General features: G+C 73.2%; 16 protein-coding genes. 5 read left to right on the plus strand and 11 right to left on the minus strand.

The genetic code is table 11. From position 1 onward, the window contains the following. Nucleotides 1–11: 11 nt before the first annotated feature. A complete protein-coding gene (locus J3P41_RS04070) occupies nucleotides 12–1,265 on the minus strand; it encodes a hypothetical protein (protein ID WP_210648933.1) in 1,254 nt (417 codons plus the stop codon). Further along, nucleotides 1,265–4,474: an isoleucine--tRNA ligase gene (ileS, locus tag J3P41_RS04075; RefSeq protein WP_210648934.1), complete on the minus strand. Its 3,210-nt coding sequence runs from the start codon at nucleotides 4,472–4,474 to the stop codon at nucleotides 1,265–1,267. Before ileS ends, J3P41_RS04070 begins: the two co-directional genes overlap by 1 nt. Before the next feature lie 332 nt (nucleotides 4,475–4,806). Here ileS and J3P41_RS04080 point away from each other — a divergent pair, with 332 nt between their 5' ends. The 3 genes from J3P41_RS04080 to J3P41_RS04090 are packed head-to-tail and all read left to right on the plus strand — an operon-like array spanning nucleotide 4,807 to nucleotide 7,322. Further along, nucleotides 4,807–5,352: a DinB family protein gene (locus J3P41_RS04080; RefSeq protein ID WP_210648935.1), complete on the plus strand. Its 546-nt coding sequence runs from the start codon at nucleotides 4,807–4,809 to the stop codon at nucleotides 5,350–5,352. Nucleotides 5,353–5,399: 47 nt separating this feature from the next. After that, complete coding sequence (gene dapD / locus J3P41_RS04085; protein WP_210648936.1) at nucleotides 5,400–6,341, plus strand: 2,3,4,5-tetrahydropyridine-2,6-dicarboxylate N-succinyltransferase; 942 nt, start codon at nucleotides 5,400–5,402, stop codon at nucleotides 6,339–6,341. 12 nt (nucleotides 6,342–6,353) lie between these two features. Next, nucleotides 6,354–7,322 carry a hypothetical protein gene (locus J3P41_RS04090; RefSeq protein WP_210648937.1) on the plus strand — a complete coding sequence of 323 codons (969 nt, stop codon included), beginning with the start codon at nucleotides 6,354–6,356 and terminating at the stop codon, nucleotides 7,320–7,322. A 28-nt stretch (nucleotides 7,323–7,350) separates the two neighbouring features. Here the strand turns inward: J3P41_RS04090 and J3P41_RS04095 are convergent, their stop codons facing one another. From J3P41_RS04095 to fdxA, 3 genes are all read right to left on the minus strand, one after another. Further along, nucleotides 7,351–8,292, minus strand: a complete 942-nt coding sequence (locus tag J3P41_RS04095) for a PD40 domain-containing protein (protein ID WP_210648938.1) — start codon at nucleotides 8,290–8,292, stop codon at nucleotides 7,351–7,353. 137 nt (nucleotides 8,293–8,429) lie between these two features. Beyond that, nucleotides 8,430–9,548, minus strand: a complete 1,119-nt coding sequence (gene dapC, locus J3P41_RS04100) for a succinyldiaminopimelate transaminase (protein WP_210648939.1) — start codon at nucleotides 9,546–9,548, stop codon at nucleotides 8,430–8,432. Then, nucleotides 9,545–9,871, minus strand: a complete 327-nt coding sequence (fdxA, locus tag J3P41_RS04105) for a ferredoxin (RefSeq protein WP_210648940.1) — start codon at nucleotides 9,869–9,871, stop codon at nucleotides 9,545–9,547. Before fdxA ends, dapC begins: the two co-directional genes overlap by 4 nt. 62 nt (nucleotides 9,872–9,933) lie before the next feature. Here fdxA and J3P41_RS04110 point away from each other — a divergent pair, with 62 nt between their 5' ends. Then, nucleotides 9,934–10,845: an N-acetyltransferase gene (locus J3P41_RS04110; RefSeq protein ID WP_210648941.1), complete on the plus strand. Its 912-nt coding sequence runs from the start codon at nucleotides 9,934–9,936 to the stop codon at nucleotides 10,843–10,845. 11 nt (nucleotides 10,846–10,856) lie between these two features. Here J3P41_RS04110 and J3P41_RS04115 read toward each other — a convergent pair whose 3' ends face one another. The 4 genes from J3P41_RS04115 to J3P41_RS04130 form a co-directional block, all read right to left on the minus strand. Continuing rightward, entirely contained in the window at nucleotides 10,857–12,605 is a 1,749-nt protein-coding gene (locus J3P41_RS04115) for a VanW family protein (RefSeq protein ID WP_210648942.1), read from the minus strand. 9 nt (nucleotides 12,606–12,614) lie between these two features. Continuing rightward, nucleotides 12,615–12,977, minus strand: a complete 363-nt coding sequence (locus J3P41_RS04120) for a hypothetical protein (protein WP_210648943.1) — start codon at nucleotides 12,975–12,977, stop codon at nucleotides 12,615–12,617. Beyond that, nucleotides 12,974–13,876 (minus strand): N-acetyl-1-D-myo-inositol-2-amino-2-deoxy-alpha-D-glucopyranoside deacetylase, encoded by a 903-nt coding sequence (mshB, locus tag J3P41_RS04125; RefSeq protein ID WP_210648944.1) that lies wholly within the window; start codon nucleotides 13,874–13,876, stop codon nucleotides 12,974–12,976. The genes J3P41_RS04120 and mshB overlap by 4 nt, the downstream gene beginning before the upstream one ends. Before the next feature lie 66 nt (nucleotides 13,877–13,942). Then, entirely contained in the window at nucleotides 13,943–14,212 is a 270-nt protein-coding gene (locus J3P41_RS04130) for a hypothetical protein (protein WP_307861816.1), read from the minus strand. Between the two features lie 57 nt (nucleotides 14,213–14,269). Between J3P41_RS04130 and J3P41_RS04135 the strand changes: the two genes are divergently transcribed. Further along, nucleotides 14,270–15,415 (plus strand): hypothetical protein, encoded by a 1,146-nt coding sequence (locus J3P41_RS04135; protein WP_210648946.1) that lies wholly within the window; start codon nucleotides 14,270–14,272, stop codon nucleotides 15,413–15,415. 124 nt (nucleotides 15,416–15,539) lie between these two features. Here the strand turns inward: J3P41_RS04135 and J3P41_RS04140 are convergent, their stop codons facing one another. Together J3P41_RS04140 and J3P41_RS04145 are read right to left on the minus strand one after the other, a co-directional pair. After that, nucleotides 15,540–16,412: a thioesterase family protein gene (locus J3P41_RS04140; protein ID WP_246861445.1), complete on the minus strand. Its 873-nt coding sequence runs from the start codon at nucleotides 16,410–16,412 to the stop codon at nucleotides 15,540–15,542. Between the two features lie 26 nt (nucleotides 16,413–16,438). Beyond that, on the minus strand, nucleotides 16,439–17,488 hold the full coding sequence (locus J3P41_RS04145) for a family 43 glycosylhydrolase (protein WP_210648947.1): 1,050 nt from the start codon (nucleotides 17,486–17,488) through the stop codon (nucleotides 16,439–16,441). Between the last annotated feature and the right edge of the window lie 6 nt (nucleotides 17,489–17,494).

Raw genomic sequence — 17,494 nt, forward strand, 5'->3', positions numbered from 1 at the left:
GCGCACGACCCTCACCGCTGTTCCGCCCGGTCGGCCAGCACGTCGCGGGCCAGGTAGTCCGAGGTCGCGCCGAAGCCGGTGCGGGCCCAGACGTCGTCCCGGTTCCAGTAGGGCTCCGTGCCGCGACGGGCCCGCAGCCGGAGATGGTCGGGAGTACGCCCGGCGCCCACCCGCTTGGCGCACGCCGTGCAGCACGGCACCTCGACCTCACCGTCGCCCAGTCGCCACGAGACGCTCGCCCGGGCCTCGGGGTGGCGCGGGTCGAAGAAGCACGTCCGCAGCGCGTCGCCACTGCCGCGGCGACCTCGGGCGAGGTCGCGGGAGCCGGCGCGGGCGATCACCTGGGCGCCGATCAGGTCGGCCACGTCGCGCGACTCCAGCAGCGGCTCACCGGCGTCGCGGGCGGTCAGCGCCCGGCCCGCCACCTCGCTGTCCCGCACCCGGGCCCAGTCCACGCGCTCGAGGTCCTGCGACAGGGCGTCGAGCAGCTCGCGAGCGCGGGCGAGCTCGGCGTCGCGGTCCGGAGGAGGCGCCAGGGCGGGGCGGGCGGCTTCCCGTCCGTCGGGACCATCCGCGCGCCGACGGGGCCAGCCGCGCAAGGTCTGGCCGAGCAGCAGTGCGACCACGAGACCCGACAGCACACCCACGAGCGCCGAGAGGCCGCGCGACGCGGTGCGCACCGACACGTAGTCGCCTCCCTCGGGACGCCAGTCGGCTCTCGCCGCGAGCTCGACGGCGCGCTCGGCCAGGCGCCGCGTCTCGGCGTCGGTCAGCGTCGCGGGATACTCCCCTCCCTCCAGGAAGGGGCCGCGGCCGATCCCCAGCAGCTCCTCCGCGGTGCGCGCCTGCGCCTCCGCCTCGACCGCGGGCGGCACGACGACGTGGTCCCCCCGGATCGCCTCGGCCTCCGCCTCGAGGACGTCGGCGTTGGCGTAGGCCGCGAGGCTGAGCCGGCTGGGGTCGGAGCCGAGGCCGAAGGAGTACACCTGCTGGATGCTGTCACTGGTCTCGAGGACGTAGAGGCCGTCGCCGAGGCGGCGGTTGAGGAGGCCCGCCAGGGCGTCGGCGGCGGCGATGCCGTCGTCCGGCAGCCCGTCCGGCTGCTCGACCAGGGCGACGTAGACCGGGAACGGCACCTCGCGGACGACCGCGGCGATCCGGTCGTGCGCCTCCTGCGCCTCGCCCGTGCCGAGCACCCGGTCGACCACGACGCCGTCGGTCCGCAGCTCCTCGGCGAGCGCGTCGAGGCCGCTCGGTGCGTCCATCAGGCGCGCTCCACCCGTACGCCGATCTCGTCCGCCTCGACGTAGGACACCGAGGTCGCCAGCGTCTCCTCGGCGAGGAGCGCCTCGTGCGCCCGGGCCGCGGCGAGCGTCGCCTCGGGCGCGGCCACGGTGAGCGAGATCCGGTCACTGACCTGCAGGCCGGCGTCCTTGCGGGCCTGCTGCACGGCGCGGACCAGGTCGCGGGCGGCGCCCTCGGCCTCGAGCTCGGGGGTCACCGCGGTGTCGAGGACGACGAAACCGCCGTGCGGCAGCATGCCGATCGCCGTGTCGTCGGAGGAGGTCCCGGCCACCGTCTCGAGGGCGTACTCGCCCTCGACCAGCGCCAGGCCGCCGGCCGTCACGGTGCCGTCCTCGGCCACCGACCAGTCGCCGGACTTCGACCCCCTGATCGCGACCTGCACGTCCTTGCCAAGCCGGGGCCCGGCCGCGCGGGCGTTGACGGTGAGCCGCTGCGAGACGCCGTACGACGCCGCCTCCGGCGCGTCGGGCCGGAGCAGCGTCACGGCCTTGAGGTTGAGCTCGTCGGCGACCACCGACTCGAAGCCGCTCAGGTCGGCCTCGGTGACGACGGTGAGCCCCGACAGCGGCAGCCGGTTGCGCAGGTTCGCCGCCTTGCGCAGCGCCGAGCCCGCCGAGCAGACGTCCCGGACCTCGTCCATGGCCGTCACGAGCGCGTCGTCGCCGGGCAGCTCGTCGACGGTCGGGTAGTCGGTGAGGTGCACCGAGCGCCCACCCGTCAGGCCGCGCCAGACCTCCTCGGTCGTCAGCGGCAGCAGCGGGGCCGTCGCCCGGCACACGACCTCCAGCACCGTGGACAGCGTGTCGAACGCGTCGGCGTCCTCGGCCCAGAACCGGTCGCGGGAGCGACGGATGTACCAGTTCGTGAGCACGTCGAGGAACGACCGCGTGGAGTCGCAGGCGTTCGCGACCTCGTAGTCGTCGAGCTGCTGCGTCATCGTCGCGACGTACTCGCGCAGCTTGGCCAGGATGTAGCGGTCCATCGGGTCGGCGGAGTCGGTGCGCCAGCGCGCGTCGTACGACGCCGCGTTGGCGTAGAGGCTGAAGAACGACCAGCTGTTCCACAGCGGGATCAGCACCTGGCGCACCGAGTCGCGGATGCCCTGCTCGGTCACCACGAGGTTGCCGCCGCGCAGGATCGGGCTCGACATGAGGAACCAGCGCATCGCGTCGGCGCCGTCGCGGTCGAACACCTCGCGCACGTCGGGATAGTTGCGCAGCGACTTCGACATCTTCTGGCCGTCGTTGCCGAGCACGATGCCGTGGCTGAGGCAGGTCGAGAACGCCGGCCGGTCGAAGATCGCGCCGGCCAGGACGTGCATCGTGTAGAACCAGCCGCGGGTCTGGCCGATGTACTCGACGATGAAGTCGCCCGGGAAGTGGTGCTCGAACCAGTCCTTGTTCTCGAACGGGTAGTGCACCTGCGCGAACGACATCGAACCCGAGTCGAACCACACGTCGAGGACGTCGGTGACGCGGCGCATCGTCGACTGCCCCTCCTCCGGCGAGCGGGGGTCGTCGGGGTTCGGGCGGGTCAGCTCGTCGACGAAGGGGCGGTGCAGGTCGGGGTTGCCGTCCGCGTCGCGCGGCAGCCGGCCGAAGTCGCGCTCGATCTCCTCGAACGAGCCGTAGACGTCGACGCGCGGGTACTTCTCGTCGTCGGACTTCCACACCGGCACCGGGCTGCCCCAGAACCGGTTGCGGGTGATCGACCAGTCGCGGGCGTTCTCCAGCCACTTGCCGAACTGGCCGTCCTTGATGTGGTCGGGCACCCAGCGGATGTCCTGGTTGAGCGCCATCAGGCGCTCCTTGACCTTGGTCACCTCCACGAACCACGACGAGACGCCCTTGTAGATCAGCGGCTGCCGGCAGCGCCAGCAGTGCGGGTAGGAGTGGTCGTAGGTCTCGCGGCGCACCAGGACCGTGCCGGGGGTGACCGAGCCCGCCTGCTCGCCCCGGGTAACCGCCTTGAGGTGGTCGATGATCTGGAGGTTGGCGTCGAAGACCTGCAGGCCCTCGTAGTCGACGACGGGGAACGTGAACCGCCCGTCCTTGCCCACCGGCATGACCGCCTCGATGCCCTCGCGGTCGGTGACCACCTTGTCGTCCTCACCGAACGCGCCGGCGGTGTGCACCAGGCCGGTGCCGTCGGTGGTCGTCACGAACTCGGCCGGCACCAGGCGGAAGGCCCGCTCGTGGCCGAGGTAGTAGGAGAACGGCGGCGCGTACTCCAGGCCGACGAGGTCGGCGCCGGTGTGGCGGGAGAGCACCGTCGCCTCGTCGGCGTCGGGGAACAGCTCGCGCCTGTACGACGCCAGGCGCGCCTCGGCGAGCAGGTAGCGCTCGGGCCGGCCGGTCGGCGTCGACGACTCCACCACGACGTAGTCGATGTCCTCGCCGACCATCACCGCGAGGTTCGAGGGCAGGGTCCAGGGCGTGGTCGTCCAGACGAGGACCTTGACGCCTTCGAGGTCGCCGGGCGTGGTGACGTGGTAGCCGACGGTGACGGCGGGGTCCTGCCGCACCTGGTAGACGTCGTCGTCCATCCGCAGCTCGTGGTTGGACAGCGGCGTCTCGTCCTGCCAGCAGTAGGGCAAAACCCGGAAGCCCTCGTAGACCAGGCCCTTGTCGTGCAGCTGCTTGAAGGCCCAGATGACCGACTCCATGAACTCCGGGTTCATGGTGCGGTAGTCGTTCTCGAAGTCGACCCAGCGCGCCTGGCGGGTGACGTACTCGCGCCACTCGCCGGTGTACTTCAGCACCGACTGGCGGCAGGCCTCGTTGAACTTCTCGATGCCGAGCTCGACGATCTCGTCGGTGGTCTTGATGCCGTTGAGGCGCATCGCCTCGAGCTCGGCGGGCAGGCCGTGGGTGTCCCAGCCGAAGCGGCGCTCGACGCGCTGCCCGCGCATCGTGCGGTAGCGCGGGATGAGGTCCTTGACGTAGCCGGTGAGCAGGTGGCCGTAGTGCGGCAGCCCGTTGGCGAACGGCGGGCCGTCGTAGAAGACGAACTCCCCCGACCCGTCCTGGCCGGCGTCGCGCTGCTCGACGCTCGCGCGGAAGGTGTCGTCGGCCTCCCAGTACTTCAGCACCGCCTCCTCGATCTCGGGAAAGCGCGGGCTGCTCGCGACGGAGGTCGCGTCGGTGTGCGAGACCTTCGGGTAGGCCATCTGGTGCTCCTCGCGGTGCGTCGTACGACTCGGGCTCACCACGAGGACGACTGCGCCCGATCCCCGGGCGCGACCGCGGTACCACCTCGCTTGGGATCCGGAGGATCCCCGCTTCGTTGCGGCTGTGTCGGGCCGTACCCGTCCGGTTCTAGTGAGGCCGCGGCCGGATCGCCGTACCCGTTCTTCCGGAGGCTCGCCGCTGATGACGGCTCAGACGCCTGCGGCGATCGTACGACCGTCCCGCGCGGGGGCGCCAATCGGTTCCGGCTCGCGCGGGCGGCGGCGTCGCAACTCGTTTGGTCCGTGCGCGGGCGGTGCGATTGGCTGGGTCCATGGCGAACCCCGGATACGACGGCATGTGGCTCCCGGCGGAGGAGGACCCGCGGATGCAGATGGGACCGACCCGCGGTGAGCGCGAGTGCCTGGTCGGCTACCTCGAGCACTACCGGCAGACCCTCGCGCTCAAGTGCGACGGCCTCGACGCCCAGCAGCTCGCCCGCCGGGCCGTGCCGCCGTCGAACATCTCGCTGCTCGGCCTGGTGCGGCACATGGCGCGGGTCGAGCAGAGCTGGTTCCGGCGGGTGATCGAGGCCCGCATGGACCTCCCGCGGCTGTTCCCCGACGAGGCCGAGGACGCCGGGTTCACCTTCCCCGAGGCCGACGACGAGCTGGTCCGGGTCAGCCACGACCTGTGGCAGTCGGAGATCGCGTACGCCCGCGAGGTGCTCGAGCGCACCGACCTGGACGCGATCGTCGACGTGCACGGCGAGCCGACCGAGGTGCGCGACATCGTCGTGCACATGATCGAGGAGTACGCGCGCCACTGCGGGCACGCCGACCTCGTGCGCGAGTGCATCGACGGGCGCGCCGGCCAGTAGCCGGGCACCTCCCGGGCCCGTGAGGCCGCCTCCGTACCCTTGCCCGCGTGACTGCTGCATCCGGCTACGGCCTGCTGACCCTCTCCTCGACCGGCTCGGGCGAGACCGTCCTCGACGCCTGGTTCCCCTCCCCCGTCCTCGGTGCGACCGAGGGCGAGGCGCCCGCGGAGCTCGTGGCGCTCGAGGGCGACGACGAGGCCCGCGCCGTGCGCCGCGAGGTGCGGCTCGTCGAGATCGCCGACCTCGACGAGGCGCCGGCGTCGACCGAGGACGTCTGGTTGCGCCTGCACCTGCTCTCCACCCGCCTGGTGAAGCCGCACGGGCAGTCCCTGGACGGGATCTTCGGGCTCCTCGCCAACGTCGTGTGGACCTCCGCCGGCCCGTGCGCGGTCGAGGGCTTCGAGGCCACCCGCGCCCGCCTCCGGGCGAGCGGCCAGCACGTGACCGTCCACGGGGTCGACAAGTTCCCGCGCCTGGTCGACTACGTGATGCCGAGCGGCGTGCGCATCGCCGACGCCGACCGGGTCCGCCTGGGCGCGCACCTCGCCGAGGGCACGACCGTCATGCACGAGGGCTTCGTCAACTTCAACGCCGGCACCCTGGGCGCCTCGATGGTCGAGGGCCGGATCTCGGCCGGCGTGGTGGTCGGGGACGGCTCCGACGTCGGCGGCGGCGCGTCGATCATGGGGACGCTGTCGGGTGGTGGCAAGCAGGTGATCTCGGTGGGCGAGCGCTGCCTGATCGGCGCCAACGCCGGCATCGGCATCTCCCTGGGCGACGACTGCGTCGTCGAGGCCGGGTGCTACGTCACCGCGGGCACCAAGGTGACCGTCACCGACATGGACAGCAAGCCTCGGGTCGTCAAGGCCGCCACCCTCTCGGGCGTCGACAACGTCCTGTTCCGCCGCAACTCGGTCAGCGGAGCCATCGAGGCAGTGCCGTGGAAGGGCGAGGGCATCACCCTCAACGCGGCGCTGCACGCCAACTAGGACCGGGGCACCGTGCCGTCCCTGCGCGCGGCCGCCGTCGGCGCGGTGGTGGCGCTGGGCGCCGTCGCGACCGCCGTGGTGCTGGTGGACCGCGGCGGCATGCCGTCCGTCCTCGACTCCAGCGGCTGCACCGCGGAGGTCGACGGGCACACGGTCGAGATCGATCTCGAGCAGGCCGAGAACGCCGCCCTGATCACCGCCATCTCCGTCGAGCGCGGCATGCCGGCGCGCGCCGCGAGCATCGCGCTGGCCACCGCCTTCCAGGAGTCCAAGCTCTACAACATCGACTACGGCGACCGCGACTCCGTCGGGCTGTTCCAGCAGCGCCCCTCGCAGGGCTGGGGCACGGTCCCCCAGCTGACCGACCCGGTCTACGCCACCCACGCCTTCTACGACGCCCTGGCGCAGGTCGAGGGCTACGAGGCCATGGAGATCACCGTGGCGGCGCAGGAGGTGCAGCGCTCGGCGTACCCCGACGCGTACGCCGACCACGAGCAGGACGCCCGCGCGCTGGCCTCGGCCCTGACCGGCAACTCGCCCGGGGCGCTGTGGTGCGACGTGCCCGGCGACGCCGAGGAGGCGAGCGACGAGCTGGACGAGACGGGGCTGGTCCCCCGCGCCAGCGTCGTGCGGCGCGACCTGGAGGAGCGGTTCGGCGCGCTGTCGCTCGGCGGGTTCCAGCCCGGCGGCGTCTCGAGCGGGCACATGGAGGGCTCGGCGCACTACGAGGGCCGGGCGATCGACGTGTTCTTCCGCCCGGTCACCGCCGACAACAAGAAGCGCGGCTGGGCGATGGCGAGCTACCTGGTGGCCCAGGCCGACCGGCTCGACGTCCAGACGATCATCTTCGACGACCGGATCTGGCGCGCCGGCTCGCGCTCGGACGACGGATGGACCGACTACCGGGTGCCCTCGTCGTCCTCGGGCGACCGGGCGATCCTCGAGCACCGCGACCACGTGCACGTCGACGTGTTCGACTGACACCCGCTGAGTCGGGCGCGGCGCACCGTCACCGCGGACGGGCCTGCCAGTCCGGCTGCGAGCCGACGGCCAGCACCTTCCGGTGGCTCCCGTCGGACCGGGCGCGGATCAGGAGCTCGGTGCCCGTCGCCGAGCTGCTCAGCGCGAGGAAGTGGCCCGAGGGAGAGGCGGCCCCGCCGGTGTCGCCGTCGAGGGACGCGAAGCCCGGGTAGACGATCCGGCTCGGAGCGTCCGGCTCCTCGCCGTACTGGCCGGTGTCCGCCTCGGACCAGCCGAACTGGCCGTCCGGCCCCCAGAACAGGTCCGACCACTCGAGGTAGCCGCAGCAGTCGGCACCGGTGGCGGCGTACTGGCGGCGCTCGCCGGTGTCGAGGTGGACGTGGTCCATCCGGTCGTCGAAGTAGCAGTCGGAGTGGTTGAGCACCGCGATCCGCGAGCCGTCCGGCGACCAGGCCACGAAGCGGTCGACCAGCACCTCCTGCGCCTCGCCGTCACCGGAGTCGCACCAGCCCCCGGTGGGCACGGCGCTCACGGGCCGCGGGGCTCCGTGCGGCGCGCGCGACCGGATCGTCACCAGCCGCCCGCCGGCGGCGTACGCGAGGGTGCGCCCGTCGGGCGACCAGGTGGCAGTGGTCGAGGTGACGTCGCCCGAGCGGGTCACCGGGCGCTTGAACGCACCGCCCGAGGCCATCACCCACACGTCGCGCCTGCCGTCGACCTCGTGGATGTACGCGATCCGGCGCCCGTCGGGGGACCAGGTCGGCCCGGAGTTGCGACCCGTGTGCGTCAACTGCTTCTCGTCGCCGCCCCAGCGATCGATCGTGTGGACCTGCTCGCCGCGGACGAAGGCGATCCGTCCGTCGAGCCGCCCGAAGGACCCGCCCGCGCTCGCGGGCGCCGTGAGAGCGGCGAGTCCCGACGCGACGACGAGGAGGAGGGCGAGGACGGCACGTGCGGCACGTCGCGACATGGCACCGTGGCTTTCGTGGAGGGCTCGGGCTGACCTCTCGAGGCTAGGAACTGCCGCGTCCGGGCGCATGCCCAACCGTGGGGATAGCCCCGTCCAGGCCGACCGAGGCCCGGGCCGACCCTGGGACCGGTAGACCGTCAGCCGGCGAGGCGTGCGGCGGCGGCCGCGACCCGCTCGTCGGTGGCGGTGAAGGCCACCCGGACGTGCTCGCGGCCGGCCGCGCCGTAGAACTCGCCGGGGGCGACGAGGATCCCCTGCTCGGCGAGCTCGCCCACCGTGCGCCAGCAGTCCTCGCCGCGGGTGGCCCACAGGTAGAGCGAGGCCTCGGAGTGGTCGATGCGGAACCCGGCCGACTCCAGGGCGGCCCGGAGCGTGCTGCGCCGGGCGGCGTAGCGCGCGTGCTGCTCGTCGGCGTGCGCATCGTCGGCGAGCGCGGCGATCATCGCGCGCTGCTGCGGACCGGGCATCTGGAGCCCGAGGTTCTTGCGGACGGCGAGCAGCTCCTTCACCAGGGCGGGATCCCCGGCGACGAAGGCGCAGCGGTAGCCGGCCAGGTTGGAGCGCTTGGACAGCGAGTGGACCGCGAGCACCCCGTCGAGCGACCCGCCCGTGATCCGCGGGTCGAGGATCGACAGCGGCGGCTCGCCCTCCCACGCGCACTCGATGTAGCACTCGTCGGAGACGAGGATCGTGCCGCGCTCGCGGCACCAGTCCACGACCTTGCGCAGGTGCTCCAGCGGGAGCACGCGCCCGCTGGGGTTGGCGGGGCTGTTGAGCCACAGCAGCCGCGGCGTGCGCGGCCCGAACGCCGTCAGCGAGTCGGTGGCCAGGCTGTCGGCGCCGGCGAGCGCCGCACCGACCTCGTACGTCGGGTAGGCCAGGGCCGGATAGCCCACGAGGTCGCCTGCGCCGATGCCCAGGTGCAGCGCCATGGAGCCGATCAGCTCCTTGGAGCCGGTCACCGGCAGCACCGCGTCGAGCCCGAGGCCGGTCACGCCGTGGCGGCGCGACAGCCAGTCGATCGCGGCCTGACGCGTCGCCTCGAGCCCGATGGTGGTCGGGTAGCCCGGGGAGTCGCTCGCGGCGCGCAGGGCGTCCTGGACGACCGCGGGCGTGGAGTCGACGGGCGTGCCGACCGACAGGTCGCAGACGCCGTCAGGATGGGCGCGCGCCGTCGCGGCGTACGCCGTGAGCTTGTCCCAGGGGAAGTCCGGGAGGCGGCCGGAGACCGGCCCGCCGCCCGGGACGGGCGTCACTCGTCGTGCTCCTGCGGCGGCAGCGCCGCGACCATCTCGTGGTCCTTGTCGATCAGGCCCATCTTCGCCGCGCCGCCCGGCGAGCCGAGGTCGTCGAAGAAGTGGACGTTGGCGTCGTAGTAGCCCTTCCACTCCTCCGGGGTGTCGTCCTCGTAGAAGATCGCCTCGACCGGGCACACCGGCTCGCACGCGCCGCAGTCGACGCATTCGTCGGGGTGGATGTAAAGCATCCGCTTGCCCTCGTAGATGCAGTCGACGGGGCACTCGTCGACGCACGCGCGGTCCTTGAGGTCGACACACGGCTGGGCGATGACGTAGGTCACCAGGTCCTCCTGGGCACGGATGGGGGAACGATGGTCGAGCGCCTCCACTCTAGTATCCGGGCATGCCCGAGACGTCAGAACCCCACACCGTGGGCACCGGCGTGGGCAGGCACACGCTCGGGCCCCACGTGGTGGGGCAGCGGATCGTCGTGCGCCACCTGCTTCCCGACGGCCGGGCCACCGACGTCCTGGGCACCTGTACGGCGTGGGGCGCGGAGTCGCTGACCCTCGACCGCGACGGTCACGGACCGGTCGAGGTCGCCCTGGCCGCCGTGGTGACCGGCAAGCCGGTGCCGCCGCGCGCGTCGGTGCGGGCGCGGGTGCCGGCGCGCGAGGTGGAGGAGCACGTCTCGGCGCTCTGGTCCACCACGACCACCGAGCCGCTCGGCGCCTGGCTGCTGCGCGCGTCGCCGCCCCACGGCGGCCGGCTGCGCCGCCGCGGCAACTCCGCCCTCGCCATGGACGAGCCCGGCATCGGCTGGGCCGACGCCGTGTGGCGCGTCCGGGAGTTCTACGCCGCCCTCGAGCAGCCGCCGCTCATCCAGGTGCAGCCCGGCTCGGCGGTCGAGACGACCCTGGCCGCGCTCGGCTTCTCGCCGATCGGCAGCGGGGACGCCCACGCGCAGCTGGCGCCGGTCCCGCAGGCCCTGCGCTCGCTGCGCACGGCGGCACCGGACGTCCCCGTCGACCTGGCCGAGGCCGACGACCGTGCCACGGCGACGGTCCGCGACGACGCCACCGGGACCGGCGTGCTGTCCGGCGACTGGCTGCTGGTCGAGGGACTCGCCGTCGACCCCGCCCAGCGCCGCCGGGGCCTGGCGAGCGCCGTCCTCGCCGAGCTGCTGGACTGGGGCGCCGCACGCGGCGCGCGCACGGCGATGCTCCACGTGGAGACGGCCAACGCGGGAGCGCTGGCGCTCTACGCCCGGCACGGCTTCGTCACCCACCACACCAACCGCTACCTGGCCGGCTGAGGCTCCCGCGGCTACTGGTCGACGGCGTCGGGGTTGGTGCAGATGACCGTGTCGCTCGGCGTGTAGGTGGTGTGGAAGACCTCGTCGTCGCGGGTCTCGGTGTTGCCGTTGACCGGCCGGAAGTAGCGCACCACGTCGATGTCGAACCCGCCGTAGCCCTGGTTGGGGTGGCAGGTCAGGTCGTCGATGCGGCGCACCTTGGGCTGGGTGATGTTGTAGCGCTCGCCGGTGGTCGTGGTGATGTCCCAGTACTTGGTGGAGTACATGGTCGCGGTCACCACGCCCGAGGACGACGGGGTCGACGGGGTCACGTTGGTGTCGATGAGCACGCCGTAGGGGGTGTCGTTGCGGAAGCGCAGGTCCACCGCACCCCACGCGACGGTCGCCTCCCGACCCACCGGGTAGCGGTCGATGTAGAACGAGTGCGGCTTGTGCTCGACGTCCTCGAGCCCGGCGAAGAACATCGCGTTGAACAAGGTGGTGGCCATCTGCGAGACGCCCCCGCCGAGGTCCTGGACGAGGATGCCGTCGCTGATGACGTAGCCCTTGGTGAACCCGTTCTCCTCGGTCCGCTCGCCGACGGTGTCGTTGAGGGAGAACGTCTCGCCGGGCTTGAGCAGCGTGCCGTCGATGATCTCGGCGGCGCGGCCGATGTTGATGTTGCGGTAGTCGGCGTGGGGGAAGTAGGTGGTGAAGGTCGAGACCTGCTCGCGCACCTTGAGCGCGCGTGCCTCGCGGGTGGTGAACTCCGGCTGCGCCACTTGGGAGTCCAGCTCGAGCGTGCGCTCCCCCTGCGGCTGGGCGACCACGTCCAGGAAGCCGGCCTCCAGCTGCGCGCGGTCGAAGGTGACCCCCGGCTTGGCGGGCACGACCTGCGGCTTGCCGCCGACCAGGGCGACGGTGGCGTCGACCGGCGCGCCGGTGGTGATCCGGGTGCCGACGACCTCCGCGAGCCGTTGCGCGTCGAGCGTCGGCACGAGCTCACCGCCCGTCGGCACCAGGCTCAGCGCGCTGGTGTAGTCGGCTGGCGAGATCGTGACGTCCGAGCCCTCGAAGCGGAGGGTCACCGGCGCCGCGACCGCCGGGGAGGCGAAGGCGTCGAGCGCCTCCTGGACGTCGCCGGCGTCGATGTCGGGCACCACGTCCGTCGTCTGCAGGGCGACCACTCCGGGAGCGTCCTGGAGGTACGCCTCCCGCAGCGCGCCGAGGGTGTCGCTGGGGTCGAGCGCCCGGCCGGTCGTGGCGTCGGTCGTCTCGATCCGGCCGCCGTCGAAGGCGACGGCGCCGTCGCGCGCGGGGGTGCCGTGCTCCTCGTCGAGGCGCGCCAGGTAGGCGTTGTAGGCAGCCTCGTCGACCGTCACCTCGGCCTCGAACGAGTCGCCGCCGGTGAAGTAGTCCCACAGCCGCTGGGGGTCCCAGCTGCGCTCCCCGCCCGCCTCGGCGACGGACGCCTCGTAGTCCACGCCCAGCCCGAGCGCGGCGGGGTCGATCTCGACCGGCTTGCCGTCGATCGTGGCGGCGATGGGACGGGCGACCTCGTCGGCGAGCCCGGCCCGGAGCCGCTGCGCCGCCTCGCCCTGCGGGTGCCCGCCGATGCGTACGCCGGACACGGTCGTGCCGCGCGGGACCTTGTCGCCGGCGGCGTAGTGGGCGGCGACGTAGAGGCCGCCGAAGAGGAGCACGAGCGCGAACAGCATCCAGAGGACGACCTTGGCACCCGCCTTCTCGCGGGGCTGGGCGTCGCTGCGTGGGGTCGGCACGCGGCGAGTTTAGGTGGCCGGACGGCGAACTCCGGGATCCTCGACCTCGTCCGGCGCCGTCGAGGTCCGGCTCCGGACCGTGGCGAGGGCGGCCATCAGGAGCACCGCCGAGCCCGCCAGGAGGGACCAGCCGGCGGCGTCGGCGGCGACCAAGTAGCCGCCGGCCGGACGCGGCAGGGCGCCGCGCAGGACCGGGACGCACCACCCGAGCGCGAAGAGCACCCGGGCAGCGCCGGGCGGGAGCCAGGCGAGCACGGCCACGCCCGTGACGAGGGCGAGTCCCAGCCCCCACCAGCGCTGGTGCAGCAGCGTGCCGGCGGCCCCGGACAGCGCCCCGGCCAGGGCCGCGGCGAGGACCAGCAGGGCCCTCACAGGCCGGCGAAGAGGTCCTCCTCGTACCCGTCGGCAGCGACCGGGCCGGGCGTGCCCTTGACCAGGCGATAGAACTCCTCGGACCACCAGGAGTGACCGCTCTCGGCGCCGGCGAAGAACTCGCCGTCGGGGCGGACCTGCGTCGCGTGCTTGGCCAGGGCGTCCATCTTGCGCTGGACCGTGGCGGTGCCGTCGACGCGGGCGCTGATGAGCTCGTCGGGAGTCACGAACGGCGGCAGCTTGCCGTCGGGCTCCAGGCCGGCGAACGTCTCGGTGTCACCGGCCGCGCGCAGCTGGCGCAGGCTCTCGCGCATCCGCGACTCGCTCATCGCAGTCCAGTAGATCTTCGCGATGTCGTGCGGCTCGCCGAGGTGGAGCTTGTAGGACGGCGCGGCGGCGAGCTGGGCAGCGTACATCGCCACGCGGTGCGCCTGGATGTGGTCGGGGTGTCCGTAGCCGCCGAACTCGTCGTAGGTCACCAGCACCTGCGGCCGCACCTCGCGGATCACCTTCACCAGCTCGTCGGCGGCCTCGTTGAGGTCGGCGGTCCAGAAGGCGTTGTCGGGGATGGTCTCCGCGGGGATCGCGTGACCCTCGGCGTGCCAGGCCATTCCGGAGTCGTGGAAGCGCCCGAAGCCGCCCAGGAACCGGTGGTCGGTCACGCCGAGGACCTTCATGGCCTCCTCGAGCTCACCGCGTCGGTGCTCGCCGAGACCGCCCTTCTCCTCGTAGGCCAGGTGGGCGAGCTCGGGCACCAGCACCTCGCCCATCTCGCCGGCGGTGCAGGTCACGAGGGTCACGCCGACGCCCTCGTCGACGTAGCGGGCCATGGTGGCGCCGTTGTTGATGCACTCGTCGTCGGGGTGGGCGTGGACGAGGAGCAGGCGGTGGTCGGTCATGGGCTCCAGCCTAGGAGTCGTCTCCGACAGGCGGGCCCTCGACGGCGTACGCCCGGCGCGGCGCGGTCAGCCGCGCTTGATGCGGCGGGGCTCGACGGGCAGCTCGACGGGCGCCGGGGCAGCGGCCGGCTGCTCCTCGTCGAGCCAGCCGTCGTGGGTGTCGACCAGCACCTCGAGCATGAAGCCGGGCGCGTCGCTGACCACCGCCCAGGGGTGGTCCTCGTCGTCGTCCTCGCCGGCCAGCCGCTCACGCTCGAGCCGCGCCGCGAAGCCGTCGGCACGCAGGCGCGCCACGACGGCGTGCGCATCGTCCTCGTCGAAGAAGATCGCCCTCACGAGCGCCATCGTCCCACGCGCGAGAACGGGCCGCCGACGGCTGGCTAGGGTCGAGGCATGCAGCCGGCCGGCGAGGAGGACCCCGCGCGCTCCGCGGTGCCGAGCGCCGCCGGGCCTGCGCCGGTCATGGGGGTGCACCTGCGGCGCACCGACGAGAACGTCCGCGAGATCGACGCGCTCTCCGCCCTCACCGGTGGCGCGACGGGGCTGGAGGCCCTCCTCGCGGACCTCAAGCACGAGGTGCGCCGGGCGCAGGTCGTGCCGCGCATCCTCGGTCGTGCCGTGCGGGAGGCATGGCGCTGGGACGCCTACGACGACCGCGACGAGCAGTGGTACCCGCAGGGCATCTCGACGAGCGCCGACTCCTCCGACACCGAGGACGTCGCGGGCCGCCGGGTGGTCGTCACCACCTGGTACTCCACCGGCAAGGACGGCATCCGACGCGGCTCGCGCGTCACGTTCGTCGACCTGGACTCCGAGAGGTACCGGCACGTCCTGCTCGTCTCACCGGTGTTCGACGAGGCCGGCGCCCTCACGCTGCGGCCGATGAGCATCCACGCGGGCGGCATCGTGTGGGCCGGGCCCTACCTGCACATCGCCGCGACCGGGCGCGGCTTCGTCACCGCGCGCGTCGACGACATCATGCGCGTCGCAGGCGATGACGACCACCCGGACCGTCTCGGCATCGAGGGCACCGCGCTGCACTCCTTCGGCCACCGCTACGTGCTGCCCGTGCGCTCCACCTACCGGGCGCTCACCGACGAGGGACACCAGAAGCTGCGCTACTCCTTCATGTCGCTGGACCGGCGCTCGCAGCCGCCGACGCTGGTCGCGGGCGAGTACGCCCTCGCGGCCGACGCGACGACCCGGTTGGCTCGCTACCCGCTGGACCCCGCCACCTGGCAGCTCGCCGCGGGCGACGACGGGTACTCCCGCCCCCTCGCCCTCGACGAGGGCGGAGTCCGGCAGATGCAGGGGGCGGTGATCGCGGCCGGCCGCTACCATGTGACCGTCTCGCACGGACCGTGGATGCCCGGCACCGTGTACGCCGGCCAGCCGGGGTCGATGCGCAGGAGGCGGTGGGCGGTGCCGATGGGACCGGAGGACCTGTCGTACTGGCCCTCGACGGACCGGCTGTGGTCCCTCACCGAGCACCCACGCCGCCGGTGGATCGTGTCGCTGGACCGCGCTTTCTTCGACTGACCGGCGGCGCGACACGCCCGGAGTCGCGCTTGAGTCTCTCAGCGACTCAAGCCCGACTCACCCGACTGACGCCGTCCGACACGCCCGGAATCGCGGTTGAGTCTCCCAGCGACTCAAGACCAACTCACGCGCCCGACGCCGCCCGACACGCCCGGAATCGCGGTTGAGTCTCCCAGCGACTCAAGCCCGACTCACGCCCGCGGTTGCAGCGCCAGCTGCCGGCTCTGGGCGACCAGCCGCCCGCTGAGTCCCAGACCTCGCAGTCCTCCTCGAACATCCCGCCGGCGACATTGCGGGTCCGGTGGGAGACCCTCAGCCAGCCCGGTGCGGGCATCGCGCGCACGTGCACGGTCAGCTCCAGGGTCGGCGCCCAGCCGGGGCGGCCGAGGTCGAAGGTGACCGGCGGCAGGGCGTCGCAGACCATGAGCAGCCCCACCGGGTCGACGTCGTGGCCGTCGGCCAGCCGGAACCAGGCCTGGATGTGGCCACGGCCGCTCGGCTCGCCCACCGCCCAACCGATGCACGCCGGGTCGAAGCGGATGTCGAAGCGCTCCATCAGCGGCGCCGTGCGCCGGACGTGGTCGGGCGCCGCAGAGGCCGGGACGCACTCCTCCAGCGGAGCCAGCGTCGGCTCCTCGGCGGTGGTGGCGACGTCGTCGGGCATCGCGCTCAGGTCGCCGTACGTCGCCAGCGCGGTGATGCGGGTCGTGCCCTCCTGTCCCAGCTCCGCCGCCACGGTCGCGACGCTGCCGCCCTCGCGCAGGACCCGGATCGCGACCTGGGCGGGGCCGGGACGCGAGGCGGTGAGGTAGTGCGCGCTGACCGCCAGCGGGTGCGGCTTGGCGGGCACCGTGGCAGCCACCGCGTTGCCGACGATCCCCAGCAGGTAGCCGCCGTTCACGCCTCCGCCGACCACCCAGCCGGGGTCGAGCTGAGCGCCGAAGAGCCCCTCGCCCGATGCGGTCAGGGCGGTGTGCGTGTCCCACTCCGAAGCCATGTCCCGAGACTAGGGGCCGGGCCGGGTCAGCGCGCGCGGAGCCAGCCGGTGACCTGCGGCACACCGTCGATCCAGCCCAGCCGGGCGGCGTACAGCGCCCGGCGGCCGCGCGAGCGCAGCTTCTGGTCCCAGTTGCCCGTCCCGGCGCACGGGAGCGGTGTCCCGTGGCACGTCCAGCCGTGGAGGAACGCGAGCGTGCGACCGCCGCGGCCCTCGACGAGGTCCAGTCCACCGGGTCCGCACAGGCCGGTGGTCGCGGCGTCCACGAGCACGCCGGTCTCCGCAGCCGACCAGTCGAGCAGGTCCGCCGACCGTAGCCACCGGGTGCTGTAGGTGCAGCGCGTCCAGTCCCCCTCGGAGACGAGGAGGACGTAGTCCCCGGACCGCCGGGTCAGGACCGGGTTCTCCCAGACGCCCTCGAACCGCAGCAGCTCGAGGCTGGTGGCACCGCGCCGCACCGACTGCCCGTCGCGCGAGAGCGGGACGATCCGGATGCTGGAGGGCACCCGGTCGGTCTTGTACAGCAGGTACGCCGACCCGTCGGCGTCGCGGAACCACGACGGGTCGATCACTCCGGCCCGGGGCAGCGTGGGGTCGCGCGGCAGCAGCGGATCCTGCGCGGTCGGCACCCGGGCGTAGGCCGGGCACACCAGCGGCGCGCGGCCCACCGGGCGGAACGGACCGCGCGGCGATGCCGAGCGGGCGACCCCGATGCACCGTCCGTGCTCGCCCATCCCGCGCACCGGCGTCGCGTAGTAGAGCAGCCACCTGCCGCCGGCGCGGGCGACGTCGACGGCCCAGACACCGCCCTCGCGCGACCACGACGGCCGGTGCGTCAGCAGGCTCGGGCCCCGCCGCCACGGCCCGTCGGCGCGCCGCGACCAGGCGTGCGGCACCCGGTCGCCGGTGGCGTACGCGATGAGCCCGCCGGGAGCGGCGACCACCGCGGGGTCGGGGAAGTCCAGGTCGAGCACCGGTCGCGGGACGCGCTCGGCGGCGCCTGTGGGACCGGCGACGGACAGCAGGCAGGCGGCGAGCAGCAGCACGAGCAGGCGGACTGCTCCCCGGTCGGACACGCGGGG

Source organism: Nocardioides sp. SYSU D00065, assembly GCF_017916425.1.
In the GTDB taxonomy this organism is placed as follows: domain Bacteria; phylum Actinomycetota; class Actinomycetes; order Propionibacteriales; family Nocardioidaceae; genus Nocardioides.

Coding starts and splice junctions, on each gene's coding strand:
- J3P41_RS04070 (WP_210648933.1), bottom strand. CDS start 1,265: ATGGACGCACCGAGCGGCCTCGACGCGCTCGCCGAGGAGCTGCGGACC.
- ileS (WP_210648934.1), bottom strand. CDS start 4,474: ATGGCCTACCCGAAGGTCTCGCACACCGACGCGACCTCCGTCGCGAGC.
- J3P41_RS04080 (WP_210648935.1), top strand. CDS start 4,807: ATGGCGAACCCCGGATACGACGGCATGTGGCTCCCGGCGGAGGAGGAC.
- J3P41_RS04095 (WP_210648938.1), bottom strand. CDS start 8,292: ATGTCGCGACGTGCCGCACGTGCCGTCCTCGCCCTCCTCCTCGTCGTC.
- J3P41_RS04110 (WP_210648941.1), top strand. CDS start 9,934: ATGCCCGAGACGTCAGAACCCCACACCGTGGGCACCGGCGTGGGCAGG.
- mshB (WP_210648944.1), bottom strand. CDS start 13,876: ATGACCGACCACCGCCTGCTCCTCGTCCACGCCCACCCCGACGACGAG.
- J3P41_RS04135 (WP_210648946.1), top strand. CDS start 14,270: ATGCAGCCGGCCGGCGAGGAGGACCCCGCGCGCTCCGCGGTGCCGAGC.
- J3P41_RS04140 (WP_246861445.1), bottom strand. CDS start 16,412: ATGGCTTCGGAGTGGGACACGCACACCGCCCTGACCGCATCGGGCGAG.